Below are 16451 nucleotides of genomic sequence, written 5' to 3' on the forward strand. Positions count from 1 at the left end.
TCGATGCCCGGGGCAGCCGGTCAGGGTGTGTACAGCGCGCCCAGGAATTCCAGCAGCAGGCGCTCCCGCAGGGGTTCCGCCGCGGTGGCCAGGAGCGCGTTGATCGGGGCCATCCGCTCGGGCAGGCCGGCGTCGCCGACGAGGCCGGCGGCGGTGAGCAGGCCCGCGAACTGGTCGGCCGTCAGGGTTTGCGGGTCGAGGGCCGCCACGAAGGCGGCCACGGCCGGGTCCACCGGGGTCGGGCCGGTTTCGCGGGCCGCGGCGACCGAGGTGGTCAGGTCGGCGAGGAACGCGGCCTCGCTGCCGTGGTTCGCGGCCGTGATCGTGAGGTGCAGGTTCAGCGGCGAGTGGCCGTGGGCGAACTGCGGCTGCACGTACCAGCCGCGCACCTTCATCTCGTCCGCGACGGTGAACAGGTCGAAGCCGTCGTCCGCGGCCGTGAAGGCGATCAGCGTCGAGTCCGGGTCGCCCAGGATGCGCAGGCCCGCGACGGCCGAGACGCCGGCGCGGATGCGCGCGACCGCCGAGCGCGCCACCTCCGCGAGACGCAGGTAGCCGTCTTCGCCCAGGTGGTTCACCACGGCCCACGCGGCCGCGAGCGGGCCGCCCGAGCGCGTGCTCTGCAACGTCGGGTTGAGCATCGTGTAGCCCGGCCAGGCCGCGCTGGCGAAGTAGTGCGTTCGGCGCAGCTCGGCGTTGGCGTGCAGCAGCACGGAGACGCCCTTGGCGCAGTAGGCGTACTTGTGCAGGTCCACGGAGATGCTCGTGACCCCCGGCACGCGGAAGTCGAACGGCGGCACGTCGGCACCCAGGCGAGCGAAGTACGGCAGCACCCAGCCGCCGATGCACGCGTCCACGTGCATGCGCACCCCGCGCGAAGCCGCGGCGGCCGCGATCTCCGGGATCGGGTCGACCACACCGTGGGCGTAGGACGGCGCGCTCGCCACGACGAGCACGGTCGACTCGTCGATCGCCGCCGCCATCGCGGAAGGCACCGCCCGGAAGGTCTCCGGGTCCACCGGCACCACGATCTTGCGCAGCCCGAACAGGTGCGCCGCCTTGTGGAACGCGGCGTGCGCGGTGTCGGGCAGCACGATGCTCGGCGCGGTGATCTCCGGCCGGGCGTCGCGCGCGGCCAGCACCGCGAGCAGGCACGACTCCGTCCCGCCGGACGTCACCGTGCCGACGGTTTCCGCCCTGCCGCCCAGGAGCCCGGCCGCGCGTCCGACGAGGTCGTTCTCCAGGCGCAGCAGGCTCGGGAACGCCGTGGGGTCCAGCCCGTTGGCCGACGACGCGAGCGCGTGCGCGGCCGCCGCGATCTCGTCCACTTCGGACAGACCGCTGTCGTAGACGTAGGCGAGCGTGTGCCCGCCGTGCGTCGGCAGGTCGCCCGCGCGCAGCTCCCGCAGCTCGGCCAGGACGTCGGTCACCGCTGCGGCTCCACCGGCCGCGGCTCGAGCACCTTGCGGCGCAGCAGCGGGATCGCCAGCGCGATGAGCACGGCGGGCAGCACCGAGGAGCCCACGGTGATGGCCGTGATCGCCGACGACGGCTGCGCGGTCGTCGCGTCGGTGCTCGACACGTAGCCACCGGCCTGCAGCACCAATCCGAACAGGCCCGGGCCGAGCGCCAGCCCCAACGTCTCCGAGGCCGTCCACACGCCGGCCGTGATGCCCGCGCGGGTCTCTCCGGTGCGTTCCTCTTCGGCGCTGATGAGGTCGGGCAGGATCGCCAGCGGGAACACGGAGATCCCGGCGTACCCGATGCCCGCCAGCGCCACGAACACCATCGTCACCGCGAACGGGATGTCCTTGGCGAAGAGGATCCCGAGGAGACCGACGGTGAAGGAGACCGTCGCGATGCGGAAGCCCACGAGCTTGCCCCAGCGCTTGCCCAGCCGCGGCCACAGCGGCATCGTGATCAACGCCGGGCCGACGAAGCCCACGAACAGCACCGTGCGATAGCTGGGGTCGCCCAGCACGTGCTCGGCGAAGTACGGGATCGCGGCGAGCACGGTGCCGATGCCCAGCGCCTGGATGAAGTACGAGCCCATCAGCCAGCAGAACGGGCGCCACTGCGCGATCGTGCGGATCAGCTGCTTGAAGCTCACGGCGTTCGGCCGCAGCGAGCCGACGGGCGCGCCGCGCAGACCGAAGTAGACACCCAGGGTGGCGAGCAGGATGATCACGGCCATCACCAGGCCCATCACCCGGTAACCGGCCACACCTTCGAGGATGTCGGTGATCGCCGGGGCCGCGCCGCCGGACACGAGGATCGCCACGGCCAGCACGCCGATGCGCACGCTGGTGAGCTTCGTGCGTTCCTCGGCCGAGTCCGTGAGCTCCGCCGGCAGCGCGTTGAACGGCACCTGGAAGAACGCGTACGCGGTGGCACACAAGAAGAACACGATCACCACGTAGGTCGCGTCGATCGCGGGCTTGCCGAACCCGGGGTGCGCGAACAGCGCGAAGAACAGCACCGCGACCCCGACGCCCCCGCCCAGCAGGAACCGCCGCCGGCTGCCGGTGCGCACGAGGTCCGCGTCGGACATGCGGCCCGCGATCGGGTTGAAGATCACGTCCCAGGCTTTCGGCACGAACACGATCACGCCGGCCGCCGCGGCGGGCACCGCCATCGTGTCCGTGAGGTAGGGCAGGAGCAGCAGACCCGGCACGGTGCCGAAAGATCCGGTGACGAACGAGCCGAGCGAGTAGCGGAAACGCGTCCGGCGGGGCAGCGGCGCCAAGGGTCCTCCTCGAGGGCGGTCCGACGAACGCAATGCCTAGTGGATCTTCGCCGTTCCCCGGTAGTGGTCGGGGGGAATCGTGCCACCGTCGTAATGCACCGCGAGTACCGGGCCGACCTCGCCCCGTGCCCTGCTCACGACAGGGCTTCGGCCACCTTCGTCAGCGATCCCGCGTCGCCGCGCAGCAGCAGCGTCGTGACCACTGTGTCCTCCCAGGCAGCGAGCTCCTCGCGGATCTTCGCGGCCGGGCCGACGAGCGAGGTGTCCTCGACGAGCGACGTCGGGATCGCGGCGACGGCCTCGTCCTTGCGCCCCGCGAGGTAGAGCTCCTGCACCTTGTCGGCCACCTCCTCGTAACCCAGGCGTGCGAACACGTCGTGGTGGAAGTTCACGGCCTTGGCGCCCATGCCGCCGATGTACAACGCGAGCGCCGGCTTGATCCAGCTCGCCGCTTCCTCCACGTCGTCGTGGACGATCACCGGCACCGACGCGGGCACCTCGAAGTCCTCGGGCTTGCGCCGGGCACCCGGCCGGGCGAACCCCTCGGCGAGAGCCTTGCGGTAGAACGCGTCGGCCTTGGGCGAGAAGAACAACGGCAGCCAGCCGTCGCAGATCTCGGCCGACAGCGCGACGTTCTTCGGTCCCTCGGCCGCGAGGTAGATCGGGAGGTCGGCGCGCAGCGGGTGCACGGTCGGCTTGAGCGCCTTGCCCAGCCCGGCACCGCCCTGCAGCGGCAGCTGGTAGAACTGCCCGTCCAGCGTCACGGGCGCCTCGCGCGCCAGCACCTGCCGGATGATCCCCACGTACTCGCGCGTGCGGGCGAGCGGCTTCGGGTACGGCTGGCCGTACCAGCCCTCCACCACCTGCGGGCCCGATGCGCCGAGCCCGAGCACGAACCGGCCGCCGGAGAGGTGGTCGAGCGTCAGCGCCGTCATCGCGGTGGCGGTGGGCGTGCGCGCGGACATCTGCACGATGTTGGTGCCGAGCTTCACGCGGCTGGTCGACGCGCCGGCCCAGGCGAGCGGGGTGAACGCGTCGGAGCCGTAGGCCTCCGCCGACCACACCGAGTCGAACCCGAGGCGCTCGGCCTCGAGCACGGCCTCCAGCGCGCCCGGCGTCGGGCCACTCCCCCAGTACCCGAGGTGATAACCCAGCTTCATGCAGCCCTCCGTGCTTCAGATGTTCGGCGAGTAGTGCTCGGGATTCCCGCGCTCCCCGACGGGCGGCAGGTTCCTCCGTGGAGTGTCGACCACGGGCGCGTCCGCGGCCACCGCACCCCTCGCCCGCCGCCAGCCGGCGCGCGCCCGCGGGTGGTAGCGGCGGTCGTGCGGCACGAGGGAGAACACCGCGTTGATCGCGCGCCCGGCGAAGCGGTGCCGGCGTTCGTCGCGAGCGGTCCAGGTGAAGCCGAGCAGGTCGCGGATCTCCGGGTCGTAGAGCCCGACCGTGAGCCACACGAACTGCTTCGCGATCACCGCCGAGACCGGCCGCCACAGCACGCCGGGCAGCCACGGCAGGAACGGCGGCTTCGCGATGCCGCGCAGATCCAGGACGTCGCGGGTGGCCTTGTTGTCCTCCAGCACCTCGGCGCACATGCGCTTCCAGTACCGCCGGAAGTCCTCCCAGGACTCGGGGACCGGCCGCATCGTCAGGTCGTACATGCGCCACCAGCGCACGTGTTCGTCGAACAGCCTGCGCTTGTCCTCCTCGCCGATGCCACCCATGAAGTTCTCGGCGATGAGGATCGTGCTGACGAAGAACGTGGCGTGGGCCCAGTAGAAGGTGTCCGGGTCGAGCGCGTGGTAGCGGCGGCCTTGCGCGTCGACGCCTTTGATCCGGTTGTGGTAGCCGCGCACTTCGAGCGCCGTCCGGTGGGCGCGCGGGCCGTCGTAGACCACGCCGCCGATCGGGTAGAGCGAGCGGAACAGCCGCTGCCAGCGTTCCTCGAAGAACCACGAGTGCTGCTCGACGCCGGCGCCGAGACCCGGGTGCATGTTCTGCATCGAGCCGGCCCACAGGGCGATCAGCAGCCCGCGCCAGTCGCCGAAGTAGCGCCACGTGAGCGAGTCCGGCCCCAGCGGTTCGGGTTCCTCCCCCGGCATGGCGGCTCCCTGCGATCGTGCCGATGAACTGACTACGCCTGTTGTCAGGTTAGGATGTGACAACAGGCGTGGTCAACTACGGGAGTGGGTATGCCGGGCCGCACGTGGGCGGGCACGACGCTGGACGATCGGAAGGCGGCGCGGCGGGACCAGCTGGTCGCCGCGGGCCTCGACCTGCTCGGCACCGAGGGCTCCGCCGCGGTCAGCGTGCGCGCGGTCTGCCGCCAGGCCCACCTGACCGAGCGCTACTTCTACGAGAGCTTCACCGACCGCGAGGAGCTCGTCGCGGCCGTGTACGAGCACGTCGGCGAGCGGGCGCGGGAAGCTTTGGTCGACGCGATCCGCGACGCACCCGATCCGCGGCAGCGGGCGGAACGCGCGGTGCGGGCGTTCGTGGCCCTCATGGTCGACGACCCGCGCCAGGGCCGAGTGCTGCTGCTCGCGCCCCTGACCGATCCCGCGCTGACCAGCCGCGGCCTGCACCTGCTGCCGGCCTTCGCGGCGCTCGTCGGCGAACAGCTCTCGCACGGCGACGAGACCGACCGGCAGCTCGTCTCGATCGGGCTGGTCGGCGCACTGAGCAACGTGTTCATCGCCTACCTCGACGGCACGCTGCGGGTGAGCCGGGACCGGCTCGTGGCCCACTGCGTCCGGCTGGTACTCGGGGCGGACGAGTTCGGCCACTGAGCTCATGCGGCTCGTTCCGCCCGCAGCCGCAACGCGATGTCGATGATCATGTCCTCCTGGCCGCCGACGTACCGCTCCGCGCCCACGCGGTAGAGGATCTCGTGCGCCGGCACGCCGTAGCGCTCCGCCGCGCGTTCGGCGTGGAGCAGGAAACTCGAGTACACACCGGCGAAGCCCTGCACGATCGACGAGCGGTCCATCACCGGCAGCCGGGTCAGGTACTTCTTCACGACGTTCTCGGCCGCGGCCATCAGCACGTCCTTGTCGACGCCGGTCGGAATCCCGAGCCGCTCGAACGTCGCCGCGAGCACCTCCGTCGGCGAGTTCCCCGCGCCCGCGCCGAGGGCGGCGAGCGAGCCGTCGATCTGCCGCGCGCCGGCCCGGTGGGCGAGCACGGAGTTGGCGACGCCGAAGCTGAGGTTCTGGTGCCCGTGGTAGCCGACCTGCGCGTCGTCGCCCAGCTCCGCGACGAGGGCGGCGACGCGGTCGGCCGCTTCTTCGAGGATGAGCGCGCCCGCGGAGTCGACCACGTACACGCACTGGCAGCCGGCGTCGGCCATGATCCGGGCCTGCTTCGCGAGGTCGTCCGGGGCCGACCGGTGCGCCAGCATCAGGAATCCCACGGTTTCCAGGCCGAGGTCACGGGCTGCACCGAAGTGCTGCACGGACACGTCGGCTTCCGTGCAGTGGGTCGCGATGCGGGCGGCGCCGGCGCCGAGGTCCGCCGCGGCACGCAGGTCGGTGACGGTGCCGAGGCCGGGCAACAGGAGCACGGCGATCTTCGCGTGCTTCGCCTCGTCGACGGCCGCGGCGATCAGCTCGCGTTCGTCGGTGCCGGAGAAGCCGTAGGTGAAGGTCGAACCACCGAGGCCGTCGCCGTGGGTCACCTCGATGAGCGGGATCCCGGCGTCGTCGAGCGCGCGGACGGTGTCGCGCACCTGGCGTTCGGTGAAGCGGTGGGCCATGGCGTGGCTGCCGTCGCGCAAGGTGGTGTCGACCAGTCGCACCGGCGGGTTCCCGGCGGGCTGGTTCCCGAGGGGCGCGCTCATGCCGTCACCAGTTCCGCGGCCACCAGGTCGCCGACGCGGGCCGCGGCGGCCGTCATGATGTCGAGGTTGCCGGCGTAGGTCTGCAGGTAGTCGCCGTTGCCCGCGACTTCGAGGAATACGCCGACGCGCGCGACGCCGTTCCACTCGGGACGCGGCGGATCGAACTGCGGATCGGCTTTGAGCGTGTAGCCGGGCACGTACCGGCGGACCTCGTTGACCATCCGGTGGATCGAGTCCGTGATCGCCGCGAAGTCCGCGTCGGGGCCGACCGCGCAGAACACGGTGTCGCGCATGATCATGGGCGGGTCCATCGGGTTGATGACGATGATTGCCTTGCCCTTGACGGCGCCGCCGACCTGTTCGAGCCCGCGCGCGGTGGTTTCGGTGAACTCGTCGATGTTCGCGCGCGTGCCCGGTCCGGCCGAGCGCGAGGACACGGACGCGACGATCTCCGCGTACGGCACCGGCGTCACGCGTGCGACGGCGTGCACGATCGGGATCGTCGCCTGGCCGCCGCAGGTGATGAGGTTGAGGTCGGGCACGTCGAGTCGCTCCGGCGGAGTCACGGCGGGGCAGGTGAACGGGCCGACGGCCGCGGGCGTCAGGTCGATCGAGCGGATGCCGGCCTCGGCGTAACGCGGCGCGTGCGCGAGGTGCGCTTTCGCCGACGTCGCCTCGAAAACGAGCTGCGGCAGTTCGCCTTGGCGCAGGAGCCAGTCGACCCCGTCCGCCGACGTCTCCAGGCCGAGCTTCGCCGCGCGGGCGAGCCCGTCGGACGCCGGGTCGACGCCGACCATGTACCGCACGTCGATCTTCTCGCTGCGCCGCAGCTTCGCGAGCAGGTCCGTGCCGATGTTGCCGGGGCCGACGATCGCTGCCGTCACCTTGCGTTCCGCCATGTTTTCCGACGGTCCTCGCCGCGGCGGTGCACACTCAACCCGTGCGTACCACTGGACGGAACGGCGCCGAAGGCCTCGTCGCCTCGCGCGTCGCGGCGATCCTGGGTGCCTTCCGCCCGGGCGACGACACCGTCGGCGTGTCGGAGCTGGCGCGGCGGACGGGGCTCGCGAAGACGACCGTGCACCGCCTGACCCGCCACCTCTGCGACACCGGCCTGCTCGAACCCGACGGCAGCGCGCTGCGGCTCGGGCTGCGGCTGTTCGAGATCGGCCAGCTCGCGATCCGCCGCCGCGGTCTGGTCGAGGCCGCGCGGCCGTCGCTGGCCGACCTGCGCGAGGCCACGCGCAACACCGTGCACCTCGCCATGCTGGAGGGCACCGAGGTGGTCTACCTCGACGTGCTGCGGGGTCCGGACGCCCCGGATGTGCCGTCGCGCATCGGCGGCCGCTTCCCGGCCCACGCCACCGGCGTCGGCAAGGCCATCCTCGCGTTCTCGCCGGAACCGTCGGTGGCACAGGTGATCGACGCCGGTCTCCCCCGCATCAGCCGGCGCACCATCACCGCACCGGGGTTGCTGCGCCGCCAGCTCGCGCGCGTCCGCGCCGAGGGCGTCGCGTTCGAACGCGAGGAGTCCGGCGTCGGAGTGGTCTGTGCCGCGAGTCCGCTGCTCGACGCCGCGGGCACGGCGGTCGCGGCGATCTCCATCACCGGCTGGGCGACGAGGATGCGCACGGAGCGTGTCGCCCCGGCGGTGCGCACGGTCGCGCTCGCGTTGTCGCGGTCGTTTGTCCAGACCTGAATGGCCTGAGCAGTCGGAAAAATTCGTGCTGCACAACGAGTTACGCCGGGGTTAGGCCGTTCGGATGACCTCCGGCGCACAGGTCTGGTCTCGTGATTCTCCGTAACTACGATCGTCCGGATGGCCCAGCAGAGCTGGGGGATCACGTTCCCGGGCCGGTCCCCCGCGCCGATTTCCCGAAGCCGCGGCGATCCCGCCGCGGCAGCCGGAACCCGCCTGCTGTCGCTCGATCTCCTCCTGGGCGTGCTCGCCCTCGCGGGCGGTCTGCGCGTGGTCTACCTCGCCGCGACCACGCCGGCGCTGCCCGGGGAAGCCACGACTGTCGCCCGCGCCTACGCCCTCGGCCACCTCACGGCGTTCGGTGGTTCGACCACGGCCGGCGTGAGCCCGTTCGGACGGCTCCAGCTCGCCGGGTACACGATGCTTTCCCACGCCTTCGACCGCGCGGCGACCCCGGCCGCCGCGGTGCGCGAGGCGATGGTCGTCGCCGCGGTGGTGACGACGGTGCTGCTGTGGCTGCTCGCCCGCCGGCTCGGCCTGCCGCGCTGGGCGGGCCTGCTCGCCGCGGTGCTGTTCGCCGGGTCGCCGCTGGCGATCGGGCTGCAGCACGTGGTGGTCGTCGAGCACCTGGCGGTGATGTGGGCGCTGGCCGGCCTGTGCCTCGTCGCCACTCCGCTCCGTGCCGCGAACGAAACCGGCGACCACAGTGGACCGGCGCCCCGCTCGCCCGGCGAGGACGTGCTGGGCGCGGGCTGCCTGTTGGCCTCCGTGCTGACCTCACCGCCGGCGTTGCTCCTGCTGCCCGCCGCGGGCTGGCTGCTGCTGCGCCGTTCCCCGGCACGGGCCGGGCTGGTCGCGGTGGTGGTGAACCTCGGCCTCGGCGTCGCCTTCGGCCCGCTGGCGGCGTGGTTACGCCCTGTCCTCGCCACGGGCGGCGAGCCGGCCCTGCCCCGGTGGCTGGTGTTCGACCCGGCGCTCACGGCGGTGTCGGTGCTCGCGTTGATCGCCGGTCTGTTCGTGGCGACGGTACGGCCGCTCGCGGTGTCGGGTTTGCTCGTGGCCGGTCTGCTCACGGTCCCGGATCTGCCGGCCACCGCGGTGCTGGCCCTGCTGCTGCCCCTCACGCCGCTGGTCGCGGCCGGGGTGGCGCACGCAGTGGTCGCGGCGCACCACGAACCGGAGCACCGGCACGCGCCCGCACGGCCCGCGGCCGGCGTCGCCGTGGGCGTGGTGGTCCTGACCGCGGCGTTCGGGCTGAGCTGGGCCCACGGATTCACCGCGCTGCGCCCCGGGCCCGCCGGCGCGGACCCGGCCGTCGAGGCCCGGACCTGGCTGCAGGCCAACGCGGCGGGCTCCCGCGTGCTCGTCGACGACACCACCTGGACCACGCTGGCGGCCGGCGGCTGGCCGACCGGGCTGCTCGTCACGGCGGCCGGCGCGAACCCGCCGCCCGACTGGGCCGCGCTCACCCCAGCGGCGCTCGCCCGGACGTCCACAGTGGACGCTCCCGACGCGGCGGCGGTGTTCGGCAACGGCGCGGGACAGGTCACCGTCGCCCGGCTCGGGCCGCCCGTGCTCGCGCCGGAGCAGAACGGCGAGAAGACCGCGCGGGCCCTCGCGGGCGCCGCGCTCACCAGGTCCGGACGCGTGAACTGCGTGCCGGAAACGCGGGCCGTGCTCAGCCGGGGCGATCTCGATCCCCGGCTGATCTCGACGCTGGCGGCGTTCGCGTCGCAGCAGCCGGTGCGGGTGGCGGCGTTCCCGCCCGTGCCCGGGGAAGACGCGGCGGGGCAGCCGCGCCGGCAGGTGCTCGTCACCGGCGCCGACGACACGGCCGCCCGCTTCTACGCCGGGCAGCGCGCCGTGTTCCGCCCGGCCTCGGTCGTGCGGACGGCCGGCGGCGTGCTCGTCACCTACCCGCCGTTCGCCCCGCCCGGCCTGCTCACCTCGTTCACCGCACCCTGATCCTCCGAAAGGTCCCTCCGATGCGTCTTCGAACCTTCCTGAGACCCGCCGGTCTCCTCGCGGCCGCCGGGCTGCTGCTGGGCACGATCGCTCCCGCCGCGGGCGCCGCCACCGGCCCCGGACCCGGCGTCGGCTGGATCCGTGTGGGGCACCTGTCGCCGGGGGTGCCGCCGGTCGACATCTACTTCGCGCCGTTCGGGCAAACCGAGAAGGTGGTGATCCGCAAGGCGGGCTACGGCGCCGTCACGCCGTACTCGTCGCTGGACCCGGGTCAGTACACGCTCTCGATGCGGCCCGCCGACGCCGCGCCGACGACCGCGCCCGCGCTCAGCGCCACGATCTCCGTGGAGCAGCAGAACGCCTACTCGCTGCTGGTGTTCGAGAACGGCCCGGACGGGACGCTGCACGGCAGCCTCGTGACCGACGACCTCACCGCGCCCGGTGCGGGCAAGGGCCGTGTGCGCGTGGTCGAGGGGTCGGCGGCACCCGCCCCGGTGACCGTCGGCGCGGCGGGCGGCATGGCACTCGCCACGAACGCGGCCTACGGCGACACGACGCCGTACGCCGAGGTGCCGGAAGGCACCGTCCCGGTGCAGCTGACGAGCGGCAGCGTCAAGGCGGACGCCGACGTCCCCGTGGCGGCCGGTTCGTCGACCACCTTGCTGGTGACGCAGGACAACGGCGCGCTGAGGGCGACCCCGATCTCCGACGGCGCCGGCCTGCCCAACCCGCCGAAGCTCGGCGTCGAGACCGGAGGCGGCGCCACCGCGTCCGGCGGCGACCACTCCGAACGGTGGTTCGCGGGCGGCGTCGGGCTGTTCCTGCTCGTGCTGGTGCTCACGCCGCTGGTCCGGCGGATTCGGGAAGGCCGTGCGCGCTGACCTGATCCGGGTGTGCTGCGCGGTCACGCTGGTCTGCGCCGCGTGCACGCCGGCACCGTCCACAGTGGTCCCGGCCGTGACGCCGGCCTCCGCTCAGCCCACCGCCACTGTGCCGACCTCGCCCGTTCCGACCGCGGGCAGTGTCGGACCGCTGCTTCCTTCGGCGGACGTGCGCCCGGTCCGCCTGACGATCCCGGCGATCGCGATCGACGTGCGCGGGCTGGTCCCGCTCGCCCTCGGCCCGGCGCACGAGCTGCGGGCGCCGGCAAGCTTCGCCGACGTCGGCTGGTACGCCGCCGGCCCGGCACCGGGTGATCCCGGGCCGGCGGTGATCGCCGCCCACGTGGACTCCCGGTCCGGGCCGGCGCCGTTCTTCCGCCTGCGCGAGCTTCGGCCCGGTGACGAGATCCGCGTCGAGCGCTCCGACGGCGCCGCCGCCCGCTTCGTCGTCGACGCCGTGCAGCGCTACCCGAAGGACGCTTTCCCGACCGACGCCGTCTACGGTCCCGCCCCGGGCGCCGCGTTGCGCCTGATCACCTGCGGCGGCGCGTTCGACGCCGCCGCGCGGTCCTATCGCGACAACGTGGTGGTCTACGCCTCGACCCGCTGGACCTGACCTACTGGGCCGCCGTCGCGCTCCGCTGCGCAAGCTCTTCCCGGAACCGCAGCACGGGCTCGCCGGCCAGGAGACCGCGCCGGGCCAGCGCCGGCCGCACGCCCTCGCCGAACCAGTACGCCTCCTCCAGGTGCGGGTAGCCGGACAGCACGAACTCCGAGACGCCGACCGCGTGGTACTCCTCGATGAGGTCGGCGATCTCCTCGTGGCTGCCGACCAGCGCCGTACCCGCGCCGCCGCGCACGAGGCCGATGCCGGCCCACAGGTGCGGGTGGATCTCGAGCCCGCGCGCGCCCGCGTCGAGGCGGCCGCCGTGCAACGCGACCATGCGGCGCTGGCCCTCGGACTCACTCGCCGCGAGTTGCGCCTGCGCCTGCGCGACCTGCGCCGGGTCGAGCGCGTCGAGCAGGCGCTGCGCTTCGGCCCACGCCTCCGCCGACGTGTCGCGCGCGATGGTGTGCAGGCGGACGCCGAACCGGACGGTCCGGCCCTCGGCCTCAGCCAGCGCGCGCACCTTCCCGATCTTCTCCGCGACCTGCGCGGGCGGCTCGCCCCACGTCAGGTAGACGTCGGCGTGACGCGCGGCCACCGGCAGCGCCGCGGGCGAGGAGCCGCCGAAGTACAGCGGTGGCACCGGATCGGGCGCGGCCAGCGTCGTCGCGCCCGCGACTTCGAGGTGCTCGCCGGAGAAGTCGAACGGACGGCCCGACCACACGCCGCGCACGATCGTGAGGAACTCGTCGGTGCGGGCGTAGCGGGCGTCGTGGTCGTGCCAGTCGCCGAAGCGGCGCTGCTCCACCGCGTCGCCGCCGGTCACGATGTTGAGCAGCACCCGGCCCGACGACAGGCGCTGGAACGTGCCGGCCATCTGCGCGGCCAGCGTCGGCGAGATGACGCCGGGCCGGAACGCGACGAGGAACTTCAGCCGGCGCGTCTCGCGGATCAGCGCGGCCGTGGTGAGCCACGCGTCCTCGCACCACGTGCCGGTGGGCGTGAGCACGCCTTCGAACCCGAGCTGCTCGGCCGCCCGGGCGATCTGGGCGAGGTAGTCGAGGTCGGCCGGTCGCTGCGCGGCCCGGCCCAGGGACTTGTTGGCGTGGAAGCGTTCCACGATCGTGCGGCCGTCGCCGCTCGTCGGCAGGAACCAGTGCAGTTTCAGGCTCATCCGTTGCTCCTCACGGCTTCGATGTCGGGCCCGTAGCGGCGGTCTGCGAACGCCGCGAAGTCGACCTTCCCGGGCAGGGTGCCGTCTTCGGTGAAGGCGTCGGCCAGCTGCTGCTCCGAGGCGACGACCGAGTCGTCGAGCGGGATCGGCTCGTCGCGGCCGGCGGACACGGCCTTCTCCGCCACCGCGGGTTCCAGGCCGGTCTCGGCGGCCCACGCCTTCGCCCAAGCGTCGCGGTGGGTGTTGGCCCACAGCTGCGCCTTGACCACGCGCTTCACGAAGTCCTGGATGGCGGAGTTGCGTCCCGGATCGGCGAGTGCGGCGGTGCTCGCGGTCTCGAACGCGAGCCCGTTGGAGCTGCCGCGGCCGTCGGAGAGCACGCGGGCGTGGGCGTCGAGCTGCGCCTGAGCCGTGTAGGGGTCCCAGATCGCCCACGCGTCCACCTGGTGCTGGGTGAAGGCCGCGTAGGCCTCGGACGGCTGCAGGAACGACAGCTTCACGTCCTTCGTGGACATCCCGGCGCGCTTGAGCGTGTTCAGCAGCTGCCCGTGGGCGGAGCTGCCCTTCGACACCGCGATCGTCTTGCCCCGCAGGGAAGCCACGTCCTTCAGCGGCGAGTCCGGCGGCACCAGGATGGCCTCGCGCTCGACGTTGCTCTTCGCGACGCTGACCACCGAGATCTTCGCCTTGGCCGCGGCCGCGAAGATGGGCGGCGTGTTGCCGACCCGGCCGATGTCGATCGCGCCGGCCGAGGCCGCTTCCAGCAGCGGCGGTCCGGACGTGAACGTGGACCACTCGATGCGGTAGGGCACGTCGGACAGCAGGTTCGCCGCCGTGAGCAGCGACTTCACCCCGCCTTTCTGGTCGCCGACGCGCAGCGTCACCTTCGCCAGGTCGGCCGCCGAAACGGGGGCGGGCACGGGCGCGGGGCCGGTCGCCGCTCCGGACGAGGAGCAAGCGGTGAGCCCGCCGAACAACAGCACCGCGGCTGCGGCGGCGCGGACGGTGTTACGCAGGTGCACCTTCGATCACTCCCAGGTCGGCCAGCACGCGTGAGCGCACGTCGGCGTGGTCGGTGGCCGTCCGCGGCCGCGGGTGGCCGAGGACGTGTTCGGAGACGATGCGGCCCTCGTCGAGGACCAGCACGCGGTCGGCGAGCAGCAGGGCCTCGTCGACGTCGTGGGTCACGAGCAGCACCGCGGGTTCGTGCGTGCGCCACAGCCGTTCGACGAGCCGGTGCATCGCCAGGCGGGTCAGGGCGTCGAGCGCGCCGAACGGTTCGTCGAGCAGCAGCAGGTCCGGTTCGCGCACGAGCGCGCGGGCGAGCGAAACCCGTTGTGCCTCACCGCCGGACAGCGTCAGCGGCCAGTCGTCCTCGTGCCCGGACAGGCGCACTTCCTCGAGCGCCTGCTCGGCGACGCGGCGATCGCGCGAGTGGTTCCCGCCGGCGCGGCGCAGGCCGAGCACGACGTTGCGCCAGACCTTGCGCCACGGCAGCAGGCGCGGCTGCTGGAACGCGACCGACACGGTGCCCTCGACGTGCGCGGTGCCGTCGATTTCCGTGTCGAGCCCGGCGAGCACGCGCAGCAGCGTCGACTTGCCCGAGCCGCTCCGGCCGAGCAGCGCGACGAACTCGCCACGGCCGATCTCGAGCTCCAGTCCGTCGAGGACGGTCCGCTCGCCGAACCGTTTCGTCAGGTCGCGCACCGCGACCACCGGCGTCACGGGGCCAGCCATCGCAGCGCCCTCCGTTCCAGGAGCCGCACCAGCGCGTCGGTCACGAGGCCGAGGATCGCGTAGACGATCAGGCCGACGACCACGACGTCGGTGCGGAGGAATTCGCGGGCGTTGTTGATGAGGTAGCCCAGGCCGGCGTCGGCGTTCACGGTCTCGCCGACGATCAGCGCGAGCCACGCCAGCCCGAGCGACTGCCGCAACCCCACCAGTGCCTGCGGCAGCGCGCCGGGCAGGATCACGTGCCACAGCCGTTCACCGCGCGTGAAACCCAGTGCCCGCGCGGCTTCGACCAGCCGGGCGTCGGCCGTGCGGATTCCCGAGTGGACGTTCAGGTAGAGCGGGAAAGCGACCCCGAGGGCCACGAGCACGATCTTCGTCTCCTCGCCGATCCCGAACCACAGGATGAACAACGGGATCAGCCCGAGGAACGGCAGCGTCCGCAGCATCTGCACGGGCGGGTCGACCAGTGCCTCGCCCCAGCGCGACAGCCCGGCGACGATCCCGAGCAGCACGCCGACGACGGCGCCGAGCGCGAACCCCGCTCCGACCCGGCCGAGAGACACGACGAACGCGTTGCCCAGCTCGCCGGTGCGGGCGAGGTCGACCGCGCTGGTCAGCACCGTCCACGGGGCGCTGAGCTTCTCCGGTGGCAGCACGCCGGTGGAGCTCGCCAGCTGCCACGCGGCCACGAGCACGACCGGGCTGATCCAGCGCCGCAGGGAAATCCGGCGCCTGGCGGGTCGTTGCGCGGGCCTGGGCGGCCCGGTGGCTTCGGGTTTTCGGGCGCGCGTCAGCACACCCGTGGTGGAAATCGACACGGATTTCTCCCGGGTACGGGTTTTTGCTACGGGGAAAGGGGAAACGCTCAGCAGGAACGGCAGATCGCGCTCGCCTGCTGCCGGAGGTCGACGTGCAGGCGGCTCACGAGCAGCGCGCCGAGGTTCATGACCCGAGCTTCACCCGATCCGGCGGACCGCGTCAACAAAGCCCACGCCGGCTCCCAGGCACTGGAACCGGCACGGCGCTTGTGCCGCCTGTGCACGCCCGGAACGGCGCCGGCGATCCGAGGAGTGGGACGGCGTCAGGCGCCGAACATCCGGTGCCACTCGTCGAGCGAACGCGGCCGGAACACGAAGTTGGTGTCCTTCACGTGGGACAGCGCGGCCGACGGCTCGGCCGAGTACTGGTGGCCCGGGTAGACGACGGGGTCGCCGGGCAGCGTCGCGAGCCACTGGAGGCTGCGGTAGATCGCGTCGGCGTCACCGCCCGGGAAGTCGGTGCGGCCGCAGCCCTCGAGGAACAGCGTGTCGCCCGAGACGAGCCGGTCGCCGACGAGGAAGCACTGGCTGCCCGGCGTGTGGCCGGGGGTGTGCAGCAGCCGGATGTCGATCGCACCGACGCTGAGCACGTCGTCGTGGTCGTGCGCGCGCAGGTCGGTGCCGGACACGCCGGTCACGCGGCGGACCCACTCGGTCTCTTCGGTGTTGACGTGGATCGGCACCTGCTCGATCGCGAGCAGCTCGGCGATGCCGGGCAGCGAGAAGCCCATCATGTCGCCGCCGACGTGGTCGGGGTGGTGGTGCGTGGCGAGCACGCCGGTCAGGCGCATGCCGTCGTCGTGGAGCACTTGCACCAGGTCGCCCACCGCGTAGGCCGGATCCACGATCACGGCCTCACCCGACTCGCGGTCGCCGATCAGGTAGGCGAAGTTGACCATCTGCGTCGCGACCGGGTCCCCGACCGCGAAATCCCGGCCGGCGAGCAGTTGGCGGAAGTACAGCTGGTCTGCCATGGGCGCAGCCTA

16 protein-coding genes are annotated in these 16451 nt (G+C 72.8%); 5 read left to right on the forward strand and 11 right to left on the reverse strand.

The genetic code is table 11. The annotated features are described in order from the left end of the window. Positions 1-20 precede the first annotated feature (20 nt). The 4 genes from AB0878_RS04185 to AB0878_RS04200 all read right to left on the reverse strand — a co-directional run bounded on the left by AB0878_RS04185 (position 21) and on the right by AB0878_RS04200 (position 4848). Positions 21-1430, reverse strand: a complete 1410-nt coding sequence (locus tag AB0878_RS04185; protein ID WP_366576320.1) for an aminotransferase class V-fold PLP-dependent enzyme — start codon at positions 1428-1430, stop codon at positions 21-23. Continuing rightward, on the reverse strand, positions 1427-2746 hold the full coding sequence (locus tag AB0878_RS04190; protein WP_366576322.1) for an MFS transporter: 1320 nt from the start codon (positions 2744-2746) through the stop codon (positions 1427-1429). The genes AB0878_RS04185 and AB0878_RS04190 overlap by 4 nt, the downstream gene beginning before the upstream one ends. 134 nt (positions 2747-2880) lie before the next feature. Further along, the gene (locus AB0878_RS04195) at positions 2881-3906 is read right to left on the reverse strand and encodes an LLM class F420-dependent oxidoreductase (protein ID WP_366576324.1); all 1026 of its coding nucleotides are present in this window, start codon (positions 3904-3906) and stop codon (positions 2881-2883) included. A gap of 15 nt (positions 3907-3921) precedes the next feature. Then, positions 3922-4848: an oxygenase MpaB family protein gene (locus AB0878_RS04200; RefSeq protein ID WP_366576326.1), complete on the reverse strand. Its 927-nt coding sequence runs from the start codon at positions 4846-4848 to the stop codon at positions 3922-3924. A 90-nt stretch (positions 4849-4938) separates the two neighbouring features. On the opposite strand from AB0878_RS04200, the gene AB0878_RS04205 reads away from it, so the two are divergent. Beyond that, positions 4939-5535: a TetR family transcriptional regulator gene (locus AB0878_RS04205; protein ID WP_366576327.1), complete on the forward strand. Its 597-nt coding sequence runs from the start codon at positions 4939-4941 to the stop codon at positions 5533-5535. Between the two features lie 2 nt (positions 5536-5537). Here AB0878_RS04205 and dmpG read toward each other — a convergent pair whose 3' ends face one another. Together dmpG and AB0878_RS04215 are read right to left on the reverse strand one after the other, a co-directional pair. Continuing rightward, the gene (gene dmpG / locus AB0878_RS04210; RefSeq protein ID WP_366576329.1) at positions 5538-6584 is read right to left on the reverse strand and encodes a 4-hydroxy-2-oxovalerate aldolase; all 1047 of its coding nucleotides are present in this window, start codon (positions 6582-6584) and stop codon (positions 5538-5540) included. Then, a complete protein-coding gene (locus tag AB0878_RS04215; RefSeq protein WP_366576331.1) occupies positions 6581-7483 on the reverse strand; it encodes an acetaldehyde dehydrogenase (acetylating) in 903 nt (300 codons plus the stop codon). The genes dmpG and AB0878_RS04215 overlap by 4 nt, the downstream gene beginning before the upstream one ends. Before the next feature lie 41 nt (positions 7484-7524). Between AB0878_RS04215 and AB0878_RS04220 the strand changes: the two genes are divergently transcribed. The 4 genes from AB0878_RS04220 (at position 7525) to AB0878_RS04235 (ending at position 11745) form a co-directional block, all read left to right on the forward strand. After that, positions 7525-8283, forward strand: a complete 759-nt coding sequence (locus AB0878_RS04220; RefSeq protein ID WP_366576333.1) for an IclR family transcriptional regulator — start codon at positions 7525-7527, stop codon at positions 8281-8283. A 120-nt stretch (positions 8284-8403) separates the two neighbouring features. Then, a complete protein-coding gene (locus tag AB0878_RS04225) occupies positions 8404-10248 on the forward strand; it encodes a glycosyl transferase (RefSeq protein ID WP_366576334.1) in 1845 nt (614 codons plus the stop codon). A gap of 20 nt (positions 10249-10268) precedes the next feature. Beyond that, on the forward strand, positions 10269-11129 hold the full coding sequence (locus tag AB0878_RS04230; RefSeq protein ID WP_366576336.1) for a DUF4397 domain-containing protein: 861 nt from the start codon (positions 10269-10271) through the stop codon (positions 11127-11129). Further along, positions 11119-11745: a class F sortase gene (locus AB0878_RS04235; RefSeq protein ID WP_366576338.1), complete on the forward strand. Its 627-nt coding sequence runs from the start codon at positions 11119-11121 to the stop codon at positions 11743-11745. The genes AB0878_RS04230 and AB0878_RS04235 overlap by 11 nt, the downstream gene beginning before the upstream one ends. Before the next feature lies 1 nt (position 11746). Here AB0878_RS04235 and AB0878_RS04240 read toward each other — a convergent pair whose 3' ends face one another. From AB0878_RS04240 to AB0878_RS04260, 5 genes are all read right to left on the reverse strand, one after another. Next, the gene (locus AB0878_RS04240) at positions 11747-12910 is read right to left on the reverse strand and encodes an LLM class flavin-dependent oxidoreductase (protein ID WP_366576340.1); all 1164 of its coding nucleotides are present in this window, start codon (positions 12908-12910) and stop codon (positions 11747-11749) included. Further along, positions 12907-13926 carry an ABC transporter substrate-binding protein gene (locus AB0878_RS04245; RefSeq protein ID WP_366576987.1) on the reverse strand — a complete coding sequence of 340 codons (1020 nt, stop codon included), beginning with the start codon at positions 13924-13926 and terminating at the stop codon, positions 12907-12909. Before AB0878_RS04245 ends, AB0878_RS04240 begins: the two co-directional genes overlap by 4 nt. Beyond that, positions 13919-14647 carry an ABC transporter ATP-binding protein gene (locus AB0878_RS04250; RefSeq protein ID WP_366576342.1) on the reverse strand — a complete coding sequence of 243 codons (729 nt, stop codon included), beginning with the start codon at positions 14645-14647 and terminating at the stop codon, positions 13919-13921. The genes AB0878_RS04245 and AB0878_RS04250 overlap by 8 nt, the downstream gene beginning before the upstream one ends. Then, positions 14632-15465 (reverse strand): ABC transporter permease, encoded by an 834-nt coding sequence (locus AB0878_RS04255; protein ID WP_366576344.1) that lies wholly within the window; start codon positions 15463-15465, stop codon positions 14632-14634. Before AB0878_RS04255 ends, AB0878_RS04250 begins: the two co-directional genes overlap by 16 nt. Positions 15466-15728: 263 nt before the next feature. Next, entirely contained in the window at positions 15729-16439 is a 711-nt protein-coding gene (locus AB0878_RS04260; RefSeq protein ID WP_366576346.1) for an MBL fold metallo-hydrolase, read from the reverse strand. Positions 16440-16451: the final 12 nt, after the last annotated feature.

This window comes from Amycolatopsis sp. NPDC047767, assembly GCF_040704195.1.
Taxonomy (GTDB): Bacteria; Actinomycetota; Actinomycetes; order Mycobacteriales; family Pseudonocardiaceae; genus Amycolatopsis.